Origin of the sequence: Petroclostridium xylanilyticum (assembly GCF_002252565.1) — a bacterium.
Taxonomy (GTDB): Bacteria; Bacillota; Clostridia; order SK-Y3; family SK-Y3; genus Petroclostridium; species Petroclostridium xylanilyticum.
Map to the genome: position 1 here is coordinate 269151 of NZ_NPML01000019.1, position 19815 is coordinate 288965.

A 19815-nucleotide genomic window follows, 5' to 3' on the forward strand; every position below is an offset into this window, starting at 1 on the left:
CCTTATTTTAAACTTTAAAAATACTGTTGTTGATAGAAATTTATTTCACAACTTCTTTTCTGGCAGCTGCCCATCTCTTGTTTAAATCATTCATAATATCATCAAAAGATTCCTTTCTGTTCCCCAAAGCTGCTTCAACAATACGTTTTTTAAAATCCGGCTTCCATAGACCGACTTCTGCCTTGTTGTCGATTGCGTCAACCCAGCCTGCTTCTGCCAGCGGTGTAGGAGCGTCTTCCAGCAAGACAACACCCATATCGTGAAATGCTCTTAAAGATTCCGGGAATGGCTGGTCAACACCCGTAGGAATCATTCCCTGTGACTGCGCAAAGCCTGATTCATCGATAAACCAGTACATCCATGCCTTTGCCGCCTCTATATTTTTACTGTTCTTATTGATACCAAAGCAGTAGTCAGCAGCTGCACCGGAATATATCTTCCCATCTTTTGCTGTATATGGGAATGGCATGTACCCAATATCATCAGGGTTTTGAGCAAACGCCTGCATTTGACCGATAGCCCATGAACCCAATACCATTGTAGCGATTTTGCCTTCTGCAATCATTGGTTTGGAAGCTTCCCAATCGGTGGTAAAAGGATCTTTTTCTACCAACCCTTCCTTAACAACATCATACATTAATTTATAAATTATGTAATGCGGCGTACCCTGTGCAAATGGTGCATCTGTATGTGCCAAGCTGTTCACATAGTTTGGATCACCGGAAACTCCTGTCCTGTTTGCTTCCCATTGGTCCAGTGCCCACCCTGCCGCATAGTTTGTATATAACGGGATAGCATCTGTCTTTTGTTTAATTTGCTTGAGCGCAGCAATGAACTCATCGGGAGTTTTCGGCAGCTGGGTAATACCTGCTTTTTCAAACACTTTTTTGTTATATACAATACCTTGGGCAGTTCCTGCATGAGGTATGCCGTAAACTTTCTCTCCCAGGGCTTTTTTATCAATAAACCTGTATTTTTTCCCTAACTCCTGTACGGTTCCCAATTCTACAAAGAAGTTTGGCAGTTCATTTGCGTCAATATTTGGAATTCCCAGTACATCGCCATAATCTTTTGTATTTAGGCGGATTTTAACCTGACCTTCATAATCGGTGATTGCTTCAAATTTGACTTTTACATCCGGATATTTTTCGTTAAATTTCTTCAGGTAATCCTGAAACAGGGTATCAACTACATCAGTCCGATGTGTTAAAAACGTAATTTCACCTTTTACGGTTGCTTTTTGCTCTTCCTTATCGGAAGATTGTTGTTTTGGATCTGCAGGTGTACTCACCTCCGGCTTTTTAGCACACCCTGCAAAAACCGAGCCTATTAGCATGATGACTAATAATAGTGTTAAAACTTTTTTACCCCTCATTTGAGATCCTCCTTTAGTTTAATTTACCTAATCGTTTAGGTTATGATTTAATTATAGATTGTTTCCAAGATTCTGTCAATATATTAAAAAAAATTATTTAAAAATACTAAAAATACTACTCGGGTCTTTGACAGTTGAATAAAGAAAAAATTCCTGAAAGCCTTGAAACAGGCTTATTTTTTTGTCAAATTTTTTACTTTTCTATTGCGTGATATTACGTGATATGATATAATATAAGCAGTTTGGAGGGTTGCTTATGAGATTAAAGGTATCACGTTCGAAAAATTCAGCTTCACTGTATGTAACAAAAACTGTGTATATAGATAAAAAAGAACGAACCATTACTGTCGAAAAACTTGGAACCGAAACTGAACTCAGAGAAAAACTTAATGGTGCAGATCCATATGAATGGGCTAAAGAATATATTAGAAAATTAAATGAAAAAGAAAAGGAACAAACACGAAAAATACTTGTTCCTTTCGAGCAGTCTAAAATTATTCCAAAAGATGAGCAGCGCTCCTTTAACGGTGGTTATCTATTTCTCCAAAAAATATACCATGAACTCGGACTTCATAAGATTTGCAAGGAAATATCACAAAAATATAAATTTGATTTTGACATGAATTCTATTCTTTCAAGATTGATTTATAGTAGAGTGATCTTCCCATCCTCTAAACTTGCTACATATGAGCTTTCTAAAAAATTTATCGAGCAGCCGAATTTTGATTTGCATCAAATATACAGAGCTCTTGAATTCCTTGCTAAGGAGACAGATTTTATCCAGTCCTCCTTGTATGAAAACAGCCTGAAGGTTTCCAAAAGAAATACAGGTATTCTTTACTATGATTGCACCAATTACTTTTTTGAAATTGAACAGGAGGATGGCAACAAGCAATATGGTCCTTCTAAAGATCACAAACCCAATCCGATCATTCAAATGGGACTGTTTATGGACGGAGATGGAATCCCTCTGGCTTTCAGCATTAACAAAGGGAATATGAATGAACAACTGACTTTAAAGCCATTAGAAAAGAAAATTATTTCTGACTTTGAACTTTCTAAGTTTATTGTTTGCACAGATGCAGGCCTTGCTTCTGAAGATAATCGAAAGTTTAACGACAAGGATGGCCGGGCATTTATTACAACACAGTCTATCAAAAAATTAAAGGAACATATAAAAAAATGGACTCTTGCTCCAAATGGCTGGAAACTCCCGGGCAGCGATAAAACCTATGACATTTCCAAACTTGATGAAATGATAGATAAAGCTTCTCCTGAAGATAAAACGAAAATAAGGGCAAAAGTATTTTATAAGGAGCGCTGGATTAAAGAAAAAGATTTTGAACAAAGGCTGATTATAACGTATTCTATCAAATACAGGGACTATCAGCGTAAAATCCGCAACTCTCAAAGAGAAAGAGCTCAAAAGACAATAGAAAACAACCCGACAAAAATCAAGAAATGCAATGCTAACGATTACAAAAGGTTTATTACCAAAACAAGCTGTACTGCTGATGGAGAAGTTGCAGAAAACGAGATATACAGCATTGATTCTGCTCTAATCCAGAAGGAAGAAGCCTTTGATGGTTTTTATGGGGTTTGCACAAACCTTGAGGATGATGTATCTAAAATAATCAAGGTTAATCACAGAAGATGGGAGATTGAAGAATGCTTTAGAATTATGAAAAGCGAATTCAAAGCAAGACCTGTGTATTTAAGCAATGATGACAGGATTAAAGCACATTTCATTACTTGCTTTATATCTCTGATTATTTATAGGCTGCTTGAAAAGCGACTTAATGAGGAGTTCACTTGTCATGAAATTATATCCGGGCTTCGAAATATGGAATTCTATGATACTCAATGTGAAGGCTATGTTCCAACCTACACAAGAACTGATTTTACTGATGCTTTACATGATGCTTTTGGTTTTCGTACGGATTACCAGATTGTTAGCACAAATATGATGAAAAAAATTTTCAAAGAAACGAAAAAATAAAAAAAGTACGCACTTTTTACATCAACACGAAATCCTGCAAAACCTCTTAAATCAAGGCTTTACAGGATTTTTATTTTGTGTAAGTGTCAAATATGGGGTTATGATTTAATTATAGATTGTTTCCAAGATTCTGTCAATATATTAAAAAAAATTATTTAAAAATACTAAAAATACTACTCTAGGCAAAAATAAAACAAGGCAGCTTTTAACTGCCTTGTTTTATTTTTTTTACAGAATCCCGGTATATAATTTTTCCTTTTATCAATATTCTTCCGTATTTTAGAGCATCATTCCTCACTTTTTTCACAATACATTCAACCGCCAGCCTTGCCATTTCCTGCATGTCAATCTCCACCGTTGTCAACCTGGGCCTCGAAATGGATGCAAAAATATCATTATCAAACCCAACAACCGAAATATCATCGGGGACATCATAATCCAGTTCATTTAGCTTATGAATCAGGTTGTAAGCAACCTGGTCACAATTACAGACAAAAGCTGTCGGCATATCGTCCTCCGGAAGTGCAAACGGAATATATTTCCCACGTTCGTCGCGGTCATTAATAAGATAGTTATTGTTCAATTCCATCCTATGTTCCAGCAATGCTTTATAATATCCCAAAAACCTGTCCTGTATGCTGCTTGTGGCATAAATGTTGCCTACATAAGCTATTTTTTTATGCCCGTTATGAATTAAATAGTTTGTAATCTGGTAAGCTCCATAAAAGTTATCGGTAACTATCGAATCAATATCCATATGCTCATCATAAAAGTCAAGAAAAATTATAGGAATTTCAATGTTTTGCAGTAATTCAATGTATTTTTTGCTTACCTGTCCAAGAATAATAAATCCATCTACTTTTCGTTCATGATATATCCTCGGCAAGTTAAGCTGTTCTTCATCTTCCTGCATTAAAATATGCAGAATGCCGGCATATTGGTGTTCTTCCAGCATTTTTGAAATATGCTGATAGAATTTCATATAAAATGACTGACTTATTTCTTTCATATCGGTAAAACGTTCGGCCACTATGATGCCAATATTATATGAATAACCTTCTTTTATTGATTTTGCAAGCGTATTATAACGATATCCCATTTCCTCAGCAAGCTTTTTTATTTTTTTTTTCAGTTCTTCACTCACTCCCTCTTTGTCATTAAGGGCTTTTGATACTGTTACACAGCTCACATTAAGTTTATCCGCTATATCTTGCATTGTAACACCATTTTTCACATAATCACCTCAATTATTCTGTTGAAACACCTAATTTCAAAATCTCATCCACCTGCACCCTGTCTAATTAACATGAAATTTAAGAAAATTTTGTCATATATTATTAATATTGACAACACCCAGTAATAAGAATTTTTATATGTTTATCGTTAACCTTACAGGATATATGATACTTTATATGTTTATTGTTTGTCAACAATATATTTTAAAATGCAAATTCTTTAATGTAAAACATATATAAAAAATATTTTAAAATATTTTTAAACTTGGAAGCAGGAAAAAAAGAATAGCCGGAGAATATATAGTATGAATAAATTACAATCAAAGGAGATGTTGGCAATGCCACCGGCAGTAGATCTGAGCCTTGAACAACTGCGGGTATACAAGCCCGAACTGACAAAACAAGATGATTTTGATGATTTTTGGGAAGAAAGCATAAAAGAAAGTAAAAAATATCCCATTAATGGAGAACTCATTCCTTATGATTATCCTGTTAAAGAGGTAAAAGTATATAACGCTTATTATAATGGATTTAAAGGTGCACGTATCAATGGCTGGTACATTCTTCCCCTAGAAGCCGACAAAAATAATAAAGTCCCAGTCCTCATCCACTATCATGGTTACACCGGGGATAAAGGTTATATCCAGGAATACTTAAAATGGGTTATCCAGGGTTATGCCGTTTTTGCTGTGAATGTCAGGGGACAGGGCGGACAAACACCGGACCCGGCCATATACTCACAGGGAGGTATCACCGGCTGGATGACGCTTGGGATATTGGATAAATATGAATATTATTACCGCAACGTATATATGGACTGCGTAAGAGCTGTTGATTTTGTATGTGAGAAAGAAGAAATAGATACTGAAAAAATAGGTATCTTGGGAGCTAGCCAGGGTGGAGGCTTAACAATTGCTGTTGCGGCGCTGGACAAAAGACCCAAATTTGCCATGCCCGTATTTCCATATCTTTGCCACTTCAAGCGGGCAATGGAAATGTACCAGGAAGGGCCTTACCGGGAATTTTTTGAATATTTCAGACGGTTTGATCCGGAAATGAAGACAGAAGACAAGGTTTTCCAGACACTCAGCTATTTTGACGGCATGAATCTGGCGACAAAAATTACTTGTCCCGTTTTGATGGCGATCACGTTAAGGGATGTAATATGTCCGCCTTCCACAATGTTTGCAGCCTATAACCATATGACCTGCGCAAAAGAATTAAAAATCTATCCTCATCATGGACATGAAGCTTTGCCTTTTCATGACGAAGCAATGATAGAATTCGCCAGAAGGTTTATGAAATAAGAAGCAAAACGATAAAAATATTAGATTATGTATTTGCCGTAATGCCTATGTTATATTAGCAAAACAAGATGATACCCGGAAGTATTATCTTGTTTTGTTTTTTGCGATTTAAAAATCACCCTATATCCTATATGAAATCAGGGCAATGTTTCTGGATAAGCTATCCTTATTACGGATAGAAAGATTATATATAAATGTGCTATCATAGTAGATAAGAGGTGAGAACGATATGCAGCCATATAAAGAAAATCCGATCCTATCTGAAGCTTCCTTTCCGGTTGAGGTTTTTTTAACGAATAACTTGAAAAATCATATAAAAGGTGCACCTCACTGGCATGACTTTATTGAAATCATCTATATGCTGGAAGGTACTGCGACACAGCAGATTAACGATAGATATTTTCAAGTCCGGAAAAATGATATTGTAATTGTTAACAGCGGCGTAGTCCATGATGTAAAATGCATTGAAGGAGAGGACACCAGATATCTGGTAATCAAGTTTTTACCTGAAGTCATAAATTCCAACTATGCAAACACTTTTGAGTCTAAGTATATTATGACATTTCTAAACAGCCAACATCATCAGATTTATCATATTGAAGACACTCTAAAAAATTCCAGGGATATATTTAATCTAATGATGGGAATATACCAGGAATATTTGAAAAAAGAAACAGGATACGAAATTGTAATAAAAGGCCATATTTATCACCTGATTGCTTACCTTCTTCGCAATAATATATTAAGGGCGTACCAGCCTGTAGACCTTGAAAAAAAATTAAAAAAATTGGATACTCTTTTCAAATATATTGAGAATAATTTTTTTGAAGAAATACCGCTGGAAAAGGCAGCAAAAATGGTAAATATGAATTATCATTACTTTTCAAAATATTTTAAGAAGATAACAGGGAAAAATTTCAAGGAATACATTGATTATGTAAGGGTATGTGAAGCTGAAAAGCTGCTGTTATCCGAGGATATACCAATTACGCAGGTTGCCTATGATGTAGGATTCTCTAATGTATGCAGCTTCAACCGTGTATTTAAAAGGGTTAGAAACTATCCGCCAAGTTCTATAAAAAAACCAAAAACTGCAAAGAAATGACCAAAAACAAAGTATATTTAAGAGGTAAACCCTTGTATAATAGAACTTAATAAAAGGACAAAAGAACTTGAGAGCGTCCGAATTTGTTAAAAGATTTAAGGGGGAACCAGGATGGTTAGTTTAAGTTTAAATGGAATTTGGAAGATGAAGCAAACAGTCAGTTCAGAATGGATCGAAGGTAAAGTTCCGGGTTCCGTTTTTAATGATTTATTAAATGCAGGAAAGATAGAGGACCCATTTTATAGGGACAATGAAGACCAGGCAAAAGAAATTGCATCCTATGATTATGAGTATGTAAGGGATTTTTATGTTGATGGAGAGTTGTTCAAACAGGATAAAATTGTTTTATGCTGTGAAGGTCTTGATACCCTTTCGGAAATAAGGATAAACAATCAAAAGGTCGCAAACACAGATAACATGCACAGGACTTATGAATTTGACATAAAAGAACTTTTAAAAGAAGGGATGAATAATATTCATGTCATCCTCCATTCTCCATTAAAATTTGTTGAACAAAAGCATAAGGAAAATCCATTATGGGGAGTAGCGGACGCTATTCCGGGTTATCCGCATCTCAGAAAAGCACACTATATGTTTGGTTGGGACTGGGGTCCGCAGATACCCGATTCAGGGATTTGGAGAAATATTTCTTTAAAAGGATATAGCTGTGCCAGGCTGGAAGATGTTTATGTTACACAGAACCATACAAAAGACAAAGTGTCGTTGGATGTTCGGGTAAGGCATTTACAGTGGGATAAAGCAAATCTTAGGATCGAAGTCAGGGTGACATCTCCTGATGGAGGGATAGTTACTGCAGATGCGGTTGCATCCGGTTTTGAAAATCACATTAATATAGATATTGAGAATCCACAATTATGGTGGCCAAATGGCTACGGTAAACAACCACTCTATAAGGTTGAGGCAGCATTAAAGAAAAATGAGACTATTCTGGATGAAAAGAATTATAATATAGGGTTAAGAACCCTTACCGTAAGAAAAGAAAAGGATCAGTGGGGGGAGTCCTTTGAGTTTAATGTAAACGGTATTTCTATTTTTGCAATGGGTGCCGATTATATTCCTGAAGATAACCTGCTTGCCCGATGCAATCCTGAAAGAACTGAAAAGCTAATAAAGGATTGTGTAGAGGCTAATTTTAACTGTATCCGTGTATGGGGTGGAGGAATATATCCCGAGGATTACTTCTTTGACTTCTGCGATAAATACGGCTTGATTGTATGGCAGGATTTGATGTTTGCCTGTGCCGTATATGAGATGAACGATGAATTTGCGGAAAATATCAAGAAGGAAGCGGAAGATAACATAAGAAGAATCAGACATCATGCATGTCTTGGATTATGGTGCGGCAATAATGAAATGGAATGGGGCTGGGTAGCCTGGGATTTTCCTAAAACTGCAAAACTTAGGACCGATTATATAAAACAGTTTGAGATTCTCCTGCCACAGGTAGCAAAAGAAACAGACCCAAATACTTTTTACTGGCCTGCATCCCCATCATCCGGCGGCGGATTTGAGGATCCCAACAATGAAAATATGGGAGATGTGCACTACTGGGATGTGTGGCACGGACTTAAGCCTTTTACCGATTATAGAAATTACTATTTCAGATTTGCTTCGGAATTTGGATTCCAGTCTTTCCCATGCTTGAAGACTGTAGAGTCCTTTACTTTGCCTGAAGATAGGAATATATTCTCCTATGTAATGGAAAAGCATCAGAAGAACGGTGCGGCAAATGGGAAAATACTGTATTATCTTTCTGAAAACTTTAAGTATCCAAAGGATTTTGATTCATTATTATATACTTCACAGATTCTGCAGGCGGAAGCAATAAAATACGGTGTGGAGCACTGGAGACGCAATCGGGGAAGATGTATGGGTGCGATCTACTGGCAGTTGAATGACTGCTGGCCGGTGGCATCCTGGTCTAGTATAGACAGCTTTGGCAGGTGGAAGGCATTGCACTATTTCGCCAAGAAGTTCTTTGCACCGGTTTTACTATCTGCCTGCGAAGAAGGAACGCAAGTAGGACTTTATGTAACAAATGATACACTAGCCCAGGTAAAAGGAAAAATTATATGGAGTTTAAGAAATAACAGATCAGAAATTATCCGGGAAGGTTCAAAGGAAATTGCAGTAGATGCTTTAAATGCCGCAATATGTGAACAATTGGATTTTAGTGATGTCCTCACAAGTAAAGAACTGCTTAGAAGCACCTATCTGGAGTATTCACTAATTATAGATAATAACTGCATAAGTGCCGGGACGGTATTATTTACAAAAGCAAAACATTTTGAGTTTATTGACCCTGAAATTATAGTAGATGTAGGAGAACAAGCAGATAGATTTATTATTACGGTTCAATCAAAAACTTTTGCTAAATATGTGGAACTGGACATTAAAGATTCAGACTGTAAGTTTAGCGACAATTACTTTGATATTTCGGCAGGAACTATCAAAGAAGTAGAGGTTAAAAAGGATAGCTTATCCAGAAATATTACCTTGGATGAACTCAAAGAGAAGCTAACTGTTAGAAGTATATTTAATATAGCGTAATTTTGGAATAATAAAGAACAATAAATAAGATGATACTCGGAAGTATCATCTTATTTATTGATATATAAAATATTGAAGAATTAAGCATATGCCATTTTCCCTCTGGATTGGGGAATTGGCCTTCCTAATTATATTAATATCATAGAATAACTTACATAGAAAAAAGAGCAGGTAGTGCTGCTCTTATGTTGGTTTTAAAGACTATTTAACTTTGTCCGTTTAAGACTATATTCTCTATATATTTGCAATATACTTTAACCGCTCAATAATCGGCAAATGCTGTGTACACTGCGCCTCACACTTACCACATTCAATACATTCAGCAGCTTTTTCTTTATTCATCCCCCAATGCCATTTTAATCGGTCACTGATAGCTGTATTTTCTTTATTAAGAATATACATATTATATGCATCCATGTATTTAGGAATTTCAATGTCCTTAGGACATCCTTTACAATACTGGCAGCCAGTACAAAGCGCGTCCAGTGATTCGTTCAACATTTTTGCCATCTTGTTTAGTTTTTCTTCTGTCATTTCACCAAAGTTTTCTCCTGCTTTTACATTTTCCTCAACTTCTTCTATTGTACCCATACCAGGAAGTACTACAGTGATTTCTTTATGGGATGCATTGAACTTTAAAGCAGCCTGAACTAAGGAATCATTTTCATTCTCTTTTATAAAAGAGTAAAACTCAGGATTTTGAGGAATAATTCCTCCACCAAGCGGATTCATTGTTACTACTCCCAATCCCTTTTCATAGGCTGCTTTAATACCCCTCTGACGGAATGCAAAATTTGTTGCATTATAGCCAAGGGTTACCCCTTCAAAATAGCCTTCATTCACTATTGTCTCAATATCCTCCCCATTACAATGAGTAGAAAACACAATATGCTCAATAAGTCCTTCTTCTTTTGCCTTTAGAGCTCCTTCATAAGGACCACCCGGTGCCATAACCTTTCTATATTGCTCTAAATTAAGAATACACCACATATTAAAGAACGTAATCTTTTCCAAGCCCATCCTTTTAAGGGATTTCTCTATTCTTCGTCTTACATCGTCTGCGTTTTTTTCACTCCATATAGCACTTTTTGTTGACACATAAAAAGGATTTGGCATATCTTTAAAAGCCTCACCCATGATTTCTTCACTTTTATCGTCACAATAATTAGGGGCAGTATCAAAATAGTTAACTCCTAATTCGCTTGCCCTTCTGACAACTGCTGCACATTTTTCCATGGACTTAGAATAATCTTCTTTTCTAAATCTCATTCCTCCAAATCCTATTACAGATACTTTTTTACCGGTTTTTCCGTATTCTTTGTATTGCATATTACTCGTCCTCCTCATTGTATTTACTTAATTTCGTCCTGAAAGTCATAAAAGGTTTCTTGTATCTTCTCAGTGTTTACCACATAGTAGCAAAAAGTATCACTTTTTTCACATTGTACTAATTCTGCTTGTTTTAATATTTTTAAATGATGTGAAACGTTAGGTTGTGAAACTCCCAGTGCTTCCGCCAGCTCACAGACACACAATTCTTTCTTTTTTGCCTGTTTGTTAGCTGACAATAATTTTAATAATTTTATTCTTAGAGGATCGGATAACGCTTTAAATACTTCTGCAAGTTCCTCAGCGTTGGGCATCTATTCACCTCCTGCTAAAATATATATAAATATGTAAATATATAAATATTTCACTATATTTATATTATATCTAAATTACAATTTTTTCAATACTATTTTCAATAAGTTCACGGTTGACAGTTCACAGAATTAGATACAAAACTAAAATCTGTTAACCATGAACTGTGAGTATTCATAATTATTTTACTGTAAAAAAGAAATGGAAGTATAGAAAACTCTATACTTCCATTTCTTTCATTTGCATTATACAGACATCTCATTTTCAGCCATTTCAACATTAAAGTGCCTTTGCTTTTTGAAATAAGCTTCTCTCTCCAAGTATCTGGTCATTATACGTTTTAAATCTAACACATCAGTCATTTCAAAAAAACCAACCTTCTCATGAACAAATCTTACAGCTTTTAATGCTCCCAATGCAAAAGCCGTTCTCGCAAATGATTCGTGTATTATCTCAACTTTATCATACTCTCCAGCCATTATGACCCTATGCCTTCCAATAATTCCTCCAGCTCTTACTGCATGAATAGGTATTTCATTATAGTCAAGGTCACGAGGATAAATATTACTATTTGCAGACATTCCTTTTAATACTTCTTCAGCTATTTTCTTAGCAGTACCGGAAGGCGCGTCTTTCTTATTTTTAAAGTGAGACTCGATAATAGTGCAATCATAACCTTCCAAAATGCTTGCAGCCAAGTTTGTAAGAACCATCAAAACATTTACTCCTAAAGTAATATTAGGGGCATGTACAATACCTGTCTTATTGTTTTTCGCAATAGACATAAGCTTCTTAGATTGAATTTCAGTAAATCCCGTAGTTCCTATGACCATACGAACTCTCATTTTACCTAGAATCTCAGCATTCCGAATGGTAGCTTCAGAGTCTGAAAAATCAATTGCTACATCCGGCTTATATTTAAAAATATTTTTTTCTAAGTTACTACAACTGTCAATAATTATCCCTGTATCTCTTGATTCTAATATTTCTCCCAAGTCCTTACCAATTTTATCACTATTCTCACTACATACAGCCATTACTAATTCCATATCAATTTGCTTTAATAAAACCCTGGCAATTTCTTTTCCCGTTCTCCCCAAACCAATTAAACAAATACGAATTAAATCCGCCATTTTTATCCCTCCTGTATGTATTTCATTTTATTATAATTATATGTATGTGACAATCTTATTATACTAAATAAGTTGTCACTTGTCAATATTTGTAGTATAATTACTTTAAAACTACTCAGACCAAAGGCTTTGCTTAATCTCAATCTTTATATATAAACAAAATACTTTAAAATTTAAATAAGATTGGGTATAATATTTTTTATGAAATATCGAGAAAAATTGGAGGTTAAATATGTCAAAAAGCAGCCTTTCGGCGAGATATCAACAAATTGCATTAGATATTGCACAACGGATAGTGAATAAAGAATTCAGTATTGGAGAAAAAATTCACGGAAGGTCTGTCCTTGCCAGCATGTATAATGTATCACCGGAGACAATACGCAAAGCTGTAGCGTTACTGCAGGATATGGATGTGCTTCAAGTAAATCAAGGCAGTGGAATTGTTATAAACTCAATCGATAAAGCGTATAATTTTATTCAAAGATTTAAATATCTTGACTCTGTTAGCTCGTTAAAGCACGATCTTGAAAAACTGATAGAACAAAAAAAGCAAATAGATGAAGAACTGGAAAAAACGCTAAATAGTATTATAGAATATTCCGACAAACTTAAAAATTTGTCTCCATATAATCCTGTTGAGGTTGAAGTCTCAGAAAAATGCCCGTATATTGGCAGCAGTATCTCAGAAATGAAATTTTGGCAAAATACAGGCGGTACTGTTGTTGCACTTAGAAAAGGAGATAATCTTATCGTTTCTCCAGGCCCTTATGCAGTATTGGAAGAAGGCGATGTAATTGTTGTTGTGGGTGGCAATGACATACTCAAAGATGTGGAAAAATTTATTAACGGGAAAGATTCAGATTTAGACTCAGATTGAAATTAAACTGTGAAAATAAATACACATTCATTTGTCTAATTTTAAACTGGTAAGTAGATTATTATGTTTTATTAGCAGAATAAAAATATAATGTATTGAGTATAAAAATAGAAGCTGACTAGATATACTAATCAGCTTCTATTTTTTGGCTCCTCAAGTAGGACTCGAACCTACGACCCTGCGGTTAACAGCCGCATGCTCTACCGACTGAGCTATTGAGGAATATCGGTTCCGGCAACGACCTACTTTCCCGGGAGGTCCCCCTCCAAGTATCATCGGCACGATGGAGCTTAACTACCGTGTTCGGAATGGGAACGGGTGTGTCCTCCATGTCATTGTCACCGGATAATTCAACTGTGTCTAGTTCACAGTTCACGGTTCACAGGTCACGGTTTGAATTCTTAACCTGCTCTTTTAATTGCCTTAGGTACTCTTTCTTGTTCACCAGCATGTTCCCCATTCACCTTTCTACTGTGAACTGTGAACCATGAACTGTGAACTGTTTCATGTACCCTCAAAACTATACAATGTAAAACATGAGGTTTTTGCAAAAACCTTCTTCATATATTCTTTCCCGCAATTAACCTCGTCTTTAATAATTATTCATTGTTAATTGCTTTCTTGGTCAAGCCCTCGGTCTATTAGTATCAATCAGCTGAGTGCATTACTGCACTTACACCTTTGACCTATCTACCATGTAGTCTTCATGGGACCTTACTAGCTTTTGCTATGGGAAATCTTATCTTAGGGGGGGCTTCACGCTTAGATGCCTTCAGCGTTTATCCCTGCCGCACTTAGCTACCCAGCTGTGCACTTGGCAGTACAACTGGTGCACCAGTGGTGCGTCCATCCCGGTCCTCTCGTACTAAGGACAGCTCCCTTCAAATTTCCTGCGCCCGCGACAGATAGGGACCGAACTGTCTCACGACGTTCTGAACCCAGCTCGCGTACCGCTTTAATGGGCGAACAGCCCAACCCTTGGAACCTACTTCAGCTCCAGGATGCGATGAGCCGACATCGAGGTGCCAAACCTCCCCGTCGATGTGGACTCTTGGGGGAGATAAGCCTGTTATCCCCAGGGTAGCTTTTATCCGTTGAGCGACGGCAATTCCACTCTCTTACCGCCGGATCACTAACTCCAACTTTCGTTACTGCTCGACCTGTCCGTCTCGCAGTTAGGCTAGCTTTTGCGTTTACACTCTTTGCGCGATTTCCGACCGCGCTGAGCTAACCTTTGAGCGCCTCCGTTACCTTTTAGGAGGCGACCGCCCCAGTCAAACTGCCCACCTGACAGTGTCCCATACCCGGCTTACGGGTACTGGTTAGAATTTCGGTATCTCAAGAGTGGTATCCCAACGTCGACTCCATATACACTGGCGTGCATATTTCTTAGTCTCCCACCTATCCTGTACATGAAATACCAAAATCCAATATCAGGCTGCAGTAAAGCTCCATGGGGTCTTTCCGTCTAGTCGCGGGTAACCAGCATCTTCACTGGTACTACAATTTCGCCGGGCGCGCTGTTGAGACAGTGCCCAAGTCGTTACGCCATTCGTGCGGGTCAGAACTTACCTGACAAGGAATTTCGCTACCTTAGGACCGTTATAGTTACGGCCGCCGTTTACTGGGGCTTAAGTTCAAAGCTTCGCTCTTCGCTAACCTTTCCCCTTAACCTTCCAGCACCGGGCAGGCGTCAGCCCCTATACGTCGTCTTTCGACTTAGCAGAGACCTGTGTTTTTGCTAAACAGTCGCTTGGGCCTATTCTCTGCGGCCTGGTCTCCCAGGCACCCCTTCTCCCGAAGTTACGGGGTCAATTTGCCGAGTTCCTTAACAACGCTTCTCCCGTTCGTCTTAGGATTCTCTCCTCACCTACCTGTGTCGGTTTGCGGTACGGGCACCTCACCAATATGCAAGCTTTTCTTGTCAGTGTAGATTCATCTGCTTCGCTACTTGTTTTCGCTCCCTTTCGCCACACTCTACCAACGGTGTGGTCAGACTATCTTCCTGCGTCCCTTGCATACTTTTCGGCTTCGGTGGTTACGGAATTTCAACCGTATGTGCATCGACTACGCCTTCCGGCCTCGCCTTAGCTCCCGACTTACCTTGAGCGGACGAACCTTCCTCAAGAAACCTTAGGCTTTCGACGATTATGATTCTCACATAATTCTCGCTACTCATTCCGGCATTCTCACTTCTATCTCGTCCACATGTCCTTTCGGTCATGCTTCTGCCTACCATAGAAAGCTCCCCTACCATACTTGCGTATCCAAAGCTTCGGTATAGGTTTTAGCCCCGTTACATTTTCGGCGCAGAATCACTCGACCAGTGAGCTATTACGCACTCTTTGAATGAATGGCTGCTTCTAAGCCAACATCCTGGTTGTTTTAGCAACTCCACATCCTTTACCACTTAAACCTATTTGGGGACCTTAGCTGTTGGTCTGGGCTGTTTCCCTTTTGACTATGAAACTTATCTCCCATAGTCTGACTCCCGGACATCATCTCTATGGCATTCAGAGTTTGATAGGGTTCGGTAACCGGATAAGGCCCCTAGCCCATTCAGTGCTTTACCTCCATAAGATTAATCCGAGGCTAGCCCTAAAGCTATTTCGGGGAGAACCAGCTATCTCCGAGTTCGATTGGAATTTCTCCGCTACCCACAGCTCATCCCCCACTTTTTCAACAGTGGTGGGTTCGGACCTCCACGAGACTTTACTCCCGCTTCATCCTGTCCATGGGTAGGTCACCCGGTTTCGGGTCGTATGCATGCAACTTTACGCGCTCTTCACACTCGGTTTCCCTACGGCTTCGGTGCTTAACACCTTAACCTCGCTGCATACATACACTCGCCGGACCGTTCTACAAAAAGTACGACATCGCACTTAAATGTGCTTTGTCTGCTTGTAAACACAGGGTTTCAGGTTCTCTTTCACTCCCCTCCCGGGGTTCTTTTCACCTTTCCCTCACGGTACTTTCCTCTATCGGTCATTAGGTAGTATTTAGGCTTGGGAGGTGGTCCTCCCTGCTTCCCACCGGATTTCACGTGCCCGATGGTACTCCGGATCCTGATGGCTCACTTTTGCTTTCGCATACGGGACTTTTACCCCCTGTGGTCTACCTTTCCAGGTAGTTCTGCTAGCTCCTGTGATGCCGTCTTCAGTCCTCAACCCCAAAGGTATTTCTACCCCTGGTTTGGCCTTTTCCCCTTTCGCTCGCCACTACTTAGGGAATCGATGTTTCTTTCTTTTCCTCCGCCTACTTAGATGTTTCAGTTCAGCGGGTATTCCCCCGCATAGCTATGGATTTACTATACGGTGACCGGATATTGCTCCGGCCGGGTTCCCCCATTCGGATATCTGCGGGTCTTAGGCTATTTGCGCCTCACCGCAGCTTTTCGCAGCTTATCACGTCCTTCTTCGGCTCCTAATGCCAAGGCATCCACCCTGCGCTCTTTCTAGCTTGACCATTTGTTTTAGTGTGGAGTGGGAAGTGGATAGTGGGGAGTTCCCTCCTCCAGTCCTTACTTCCTTATCCTTCACTTTTTGAACATTCTGGTGTTCTCCTGTTTTTAGAATTATATGAGTAAAGTTTTCCTTTGAAATTACAGTGTAATACAGTGTTCTCCACTGCAGTTACCCTATGATCTTTTCCTCATGTCTTTACATTGTTTAGTTTTCAAGGTACATTGTCAGTGAGGAGTGTGGAGTGATTAGTGGGGAGTTTCCCCTTCTGCTACTCTGCACTTCTACACTACTATTGAAAAACCTTTTATTAGCTTCATGCTTTCATGGGTAATGGTTTTCTCCCCACTCCCCACTATTCACTGTCCACTAATGAATTGGTCTTTCAAAATTAAACAGCGTAAGCGTTCTCAGACATTACTTATCGTAATGTATCGACCATAGGATTCGTTCCTTACTTTAATAATTATTAATTATTAATTGGAACTTCTCTCCTTAGAAAGGAGGTGATCCAGCCGCACCTTCCGATACGGCTACCTTGTTACGACTTCACCCCAATCATCGGCCCCACCTTCGACTGCTGCCTCTTCCGTTAGCTCACAGGCTTCGGGTGTTGCCGACTCTCATGGTGTGACGGGCGGTGTGTACAAGGCCCGGGAACGTATTCACCGCGGCATGCTGATCCGCGATTACTAGCAATTCCGACTTCATGTAGGCGAGTTGCAGCCTACAATCTGAACTGGGACTGCTTTTGGGGATTTGCTCCACCTCACGGTCTTGCTTCCCTTTGTTGACAGCCATTGTAGTACGTGTGTAGCCCAGGACATAAGGGGCATGATGATTTGACGTCGTCCCCACCTTCCTCCGATTTGTCACCGGCAGTCTCGCTAGAGTGCCCAACTTAATGCTGGCAACTAACAACAAGGGTTGCGCTCGTTGCGGGACTTAACCCAACATCTCACGACACGAGCTGACGACAACCATGCACCACCTGTCTCAGTGTTCCCGAAGGCACTCCCCTATCTCTAGAGGATTCACCGGATGTCAAGCCCTGGTAAGGTTCTTCGCGTTGCTTCGAATTAAACCACATACTCCACTGCTTGTGCGGGCCCCCGTCAATTCCTTTGAGTTTCAACCTTGCGGCCGTACTCCCCAGGTGGGATACTTATTGTGTTAACTCCGGCACAGAAGGGGTCGATACCTCCTACACCTAGTATCCATCGTTTACGGCGTGGACTACCAGGGTATCTAATCCTGTTCGCTCCCCACGCTTTCGCGCCTCAGCGTCAGTTACAGTCCAGGAAGCCGCCTTCGCCACTGGTGTTCCTCCTAATATCTACGCATTTCACCGCTACACTAGGAATTCCGCTTCCCTCTCCTGCACTCAAGATATGCAGTTTCAAATGCAGCCCCGGGGTTGAGCCCCGGTATTTCACATCTGACTTGCTTACCCGCCTACACGCCCTTTACACCCAGTAATTCCGGACAACGCTCGCCACCTACGTATTACCGCGGCTGCTGGCACGTAGTTAGCCGTGGCTTCCTCCTTAGGTACCGTCATCTTTCGTCCCTAAAGACAAGAGTTTACGATCCGAAGACCTTCTTCCTCCACGCGGCGTTGCTGCGTCAGGGTTTCCCCCATTGCGCAATATTCCCCACTGCTGCCTCCCGTAGGAGTCTGGGCCGTGTCTCAGTCCCAATGTGGCCGGTCACCCTCTCAGGTCGGCTACTGATCGTCGCCTTGGTAGGCCGTTACCCTGCCAACTAGCTAATCAGACGCGAGGCCATCTTATACCGGATTGCTCCTTTGGTCATCACGACATGCGTCCTGATGACTTTATGCGGTATTAGCACATCTTTCGATGTGTTATCCCCCTGTATAAGGCAGGTTCCTCACGCGTTACTCACCCGTCCGCCGCTAAGGTATCTTAGGTTTCCCTTCAATACCTCCGCTCGACTTGCATGTGTTAGGCACGCCGCCAGCGTTCGTCCTGAGCCAGGATCAAACTCTCAATATATGTTCACGGTTCACAGGTCACGGTTCACTGTTCACTGAACCTCTTCTGTCAACCCAATCTGTTCCCCGTTATATATTAATCGTTCAATTTAGCTCATAAACTATTACTAACTTACTTTATTAAGTACGCTAGGTTTACTCATTTTTTGTTCACACTTTCACTCTCACCGCTCACTTCTGTGAACTGCGAACCGTGAACTGTGAACTATAATCAACGAGAACCTCTTACGCTGTTTACTTTTCAAAGACCAATTATCATATATTCACTCTTTCGAGTGATTAATCGACTTTTACCGCCGACTTTTATAATGTTACCACATTAATTTATATTTGTCAATAACAAAATTATATTTTTTAGCGAGTTATCCTGCACTGTTTGCATCACTCGCTATCGCCGACAGCTATATTAATATAGCATATACTTTTTTCTGTTTCAACTGATATAGCATTCTATTTAATATAACTAATACAATTTATTTAGTTATTTTTACTTTTTTCTTGTTTTTTCAACGTTATACACTTATATACTCTCAATTTGTTTTTTTCAATATAATAACTTTATTCCCCTTTTTATTTCTTTTTATACAGTCACATAATGCAGATGTTATTGCAAGACCCCGTCCACTTTCATTAAGACAAAATACTTCTAATTCTTCCTGTTCTCCTTTTTTCAAATTACAATCTTCTATCTTAGCAGCTATTCCTTCTCCTTCATCTTCAACAATAATGTATACCTCACTATTGTTGCATATTCCCGCTTTAATGTGCACCTTTTTGCTCTTATCCTTTTTGTTACCATGTACTACAGCGTTGATAATTAGCTCATTTAATATCACTTTAATTTCAAAAATTAATTCCTCTGTTAATTTTATATTTGTTTGTAGAAAATTAACAATCTTCTCTACCGAATAACCGATATAAGCAGTGTCAGCCGGAATATCAACAGCGCACGAACAACCTTTTTTCACCCTACTCCCACCTTTTATTGCTCATTATTCCCGGTTCATAACCCCCAAAACACATCTATTATTTTCACATAGGTAACATGTTTATAATTACCACATATAATATTAGATAAAACAAAAAGTGCTAAA

The 19815-nt window shown here is 39.1% G+C and carries 11 protein-coding genes, 1 tRNA gene and 3 rRNA genes; 5 read left to right on the forward strand and 10 right to left on the reverse strand.

Annotated features, from left to right (window positions below):
- Positions 1–40: 40 nt before the first annotated feature.
- A complete protein-coding gene (locus CIB29_RS13485) occupies positions 41–1375 on the reverse strand; it encodes an ABC transporter substrate-binding protein (RefSeq protein WP_094550508.1) in 1335 nt (444 codons plus the stop codon).
- A gap of 256 nt (positions 1376–1631) precedes the next feature.
- On the opposite strand from CIB29_RS13485, the gene CIB29_RS13490 reads away from it, so the two are divergent.
- A complete protein-coding gene (locus tag CIB29_RS13490; RefSeq protein ID WP_094550510.1) occupies positions 1632–3374 on the forward strand; it encodes an IS1634 family transposase in 1743 nt (580 codons plus the stop codon).
- Positions 3375–3579: 205 nt separating this feature from the next.
- On the opposite strand, the gene CIB29_RS13495 is transcribed toward CIB29_RS13490, so the two are convergent.
- A complete protein-coding gene (locus tag CIB29_RS13495; RefSeq protein WP_198543886.1) occupies positions 3580–4608 on the reverse strand; it encodes a substrate-binding domain-containing protein in 1029 nt (342 codons plus the stop codon).
- 306 nt (positions 4609–4914) lie between these two features.
- Between CIB29_RS13495 and CIB29_RS13500 the strand changes: the two genes are divergently transcribed.
- From CIB29_RS13500 to CIB29_RS13510, 3 genes are all read left to right on the forward strand, one after another.
- On the forward strand, positions 4915–5916 hold the full coding sequence (locus tag CIB29_RS13500; RefSeq protein ID WP_094550512.1) for an acetylxylan esterase: 1002 nt from the start codon (positions 4915–4917) through the stop codon (positions 5914–5916).
- Between the two features lie 229 nt (positions 5917–6145).
- Positions 6146–7021 carry an AraC family transcriptional regulator gene (locus CIB29_RS13505; protein ID WP_094550514.1) on the forward strand — a complete coding sequence of 292 codons (876 nt, stop codon included), beginning with the start codon at positions 6146–6148 and terminating at the stop codon, positions 7019–7021.
- 111 nt (positions 7022–7132) lie between these two features.
- Positions 7133–9592, forward strand: coding sequence for a beta-mannosidase (locus CIB29_RS13510; protein WP_094550516.1), 2460 nt, complete (start codon positions 7133–7135; stop codon positions 9590–9592).
- 234 nt (positions 9593–9826) lie between these two features.
- On the opposite strand, the gene CIB29_RS13515 is transcribed toward CIB29_RS13510, so the two are convergent.
- The 3 genes from CIB29_RS13515 to dapB form a co-directional block, all read right to left on the reverse strand.
- Positions 9827–10921, reverse strand: a complete 1095-nt coding sequence (locus CIB29_RS13515) for an aldo/keto reductase (protein ID WP_094550518.1) — start codon at positions 10919–10921, stop codon at positions 9827–9829.
- 23 nt (positions 10922–10944) lie between these two features.
- Complete coding sequence (locus CIB29_RS13520; protein WP_094550520.1) at positions 10945–11235, reverse strand: ArsR/SmtB family transcription factor; 291 nt, start codon at positions 11233–11235, stop codon at positions 10945–10947.
- A gap of 243 nt (positions 11236–11478) precedes the next feature.
- Entirely contained in the window at positions 11479–12366 is an 888-nt protein-coding gene (dapB, locus tag CIB29_RS13525) for a 4-hydroxy-tetrahydrodipicolinate reductase (RefSeq protein ID WP_094550522.1), read from the reverse strand.
- 232 nt (positions 12367–12598) lie between these two features.
- On the opposite strand from dapB, the gene CIB29_RS13530 reads away from it, so the two are divergent.
- Positions 12599–13243, forward strand: a complete 645-nt coding sequence (locus CIB29_RS13530) for a GntR family transcriptional regulator (protein ID WP_094550524.1) — start codon at positions 12599–12601, stop codon at positions 13241–13243.
- A gap of 146 nt (positions 13244–13389) precedes the next feature.
- Here the strand turns inward: CIB29_RS13530 and CIB29_RS13535 are convergent.
- From CIB29_RS13535 to CIB29_RS13555, 5 genes are all read right to left on the reverse strand, one after another.
- A tRNA-Asn gene (locus CIB29_RS13535) sits at positions 13390–13465 on the reverse strand.
- A gap of 7 nt (positions 13466–13472) precedes the next feature.
- Positions 13473–13589, reverse strand: a 5S ribosomal RNA gene (rrf, locus tag CIB29_RS13540).
- Positions 13590–13864: 275 nt separating this feature from the next.
- Positions 13865–16708 (reverse strand): 23S ribosomal RNA (locus tag CIB29_RS13545).
- A gap of 495 nt (positions 16709–17203) precedes the next feature.
- Positions 17204–18722 (reverse strand): 16S ribosomal RNA (locus CIB29_RS13550).
- The 16S, 23S and 5S rRNA genes sit together here with 1 tRNA gene alongside, the layout of an rRNA operon.
- Positions 18723–19251: 529 nt before the next feature.
- Positions 19252–19689 (reverse strand): ATP-binding protein, encoded by a 438-nt coding sequence (locus CIB29_RS13555; RefSeq protein ID WP_094550526.1) that lies wholly within the window; start codon positions 19687–19689, stop codon positions 19252–19254.
- Positions 19690–19815 lie beyond the last annotated feature (126 nt).

Excerpts from the sequence above, each read along its gene's own strand:
- CIB29_RS13510 (WP_094550516.1), top strand. The coding sequence starts at position 7,133 with ATGGTTAGTTTAAGTTTAAATGGAATTTGGAAGATGAAGCAAACAGTC.
- CIB29_RS13515 (WP_094550518.1), bottom strand. The coding sequence starts at position 10,921 with ATGCAATACAAAGAATACGGAAAAACCGGTAAAAAAGTATCTGTAATA.
- CIB29_RS13520 (WP_094550520.1), bottom strand. The coding sequence starts at position 11,235 with ATGCCCAACGCTGAGGAACTTGCAGAAGTATTTAAAGCGTTATCCGAT.
- CIB29_RS13490 (WP_094550510.1), top strand. The coding sequence starts at position 1,632 with ATGAGATTAAAGGTATCACGTTCGAAAAATTCAGCTTCACTGTATGTA.
- CIB29_RS13500 (WP_094550512.1), top strand. The coding sequence starts at position 4,915 with ATGAATAAATTACAATCAAAGGAGATGTTGGCAATGCCACCGGCAGTA.
- dapB (WP_094550522.1), bottom strand. The coding sequence starts at position 12,366 with ATGGCGGATTTAATTCGTATTTGTTTAATTGGTTTGGGGAGAACGGGA.
- CIB29_RS13530 (WP_094550524.1), top strand. The coding sequence starts at position 12,599 with ATGTCAAAAAGCAGCCTTTCGGCGAGATATCAACAAATTGCATTAGAT.
- CIB29_RS13485 (WP_094550508.1), bottom strand. The coding sequence starts at position 1,375 with ATGAGGGGTAAAAAAGTTTTAACACTATTATTAGTCATCATGCTAATA.
- CIB29_RS13505 (WP_094550514.1), top strand. The coding sequence starts at position 6,146 with ATGCAGCCATATAAAGAAAATCCGATCCTATCTGAAGCTTCCTTTCCG.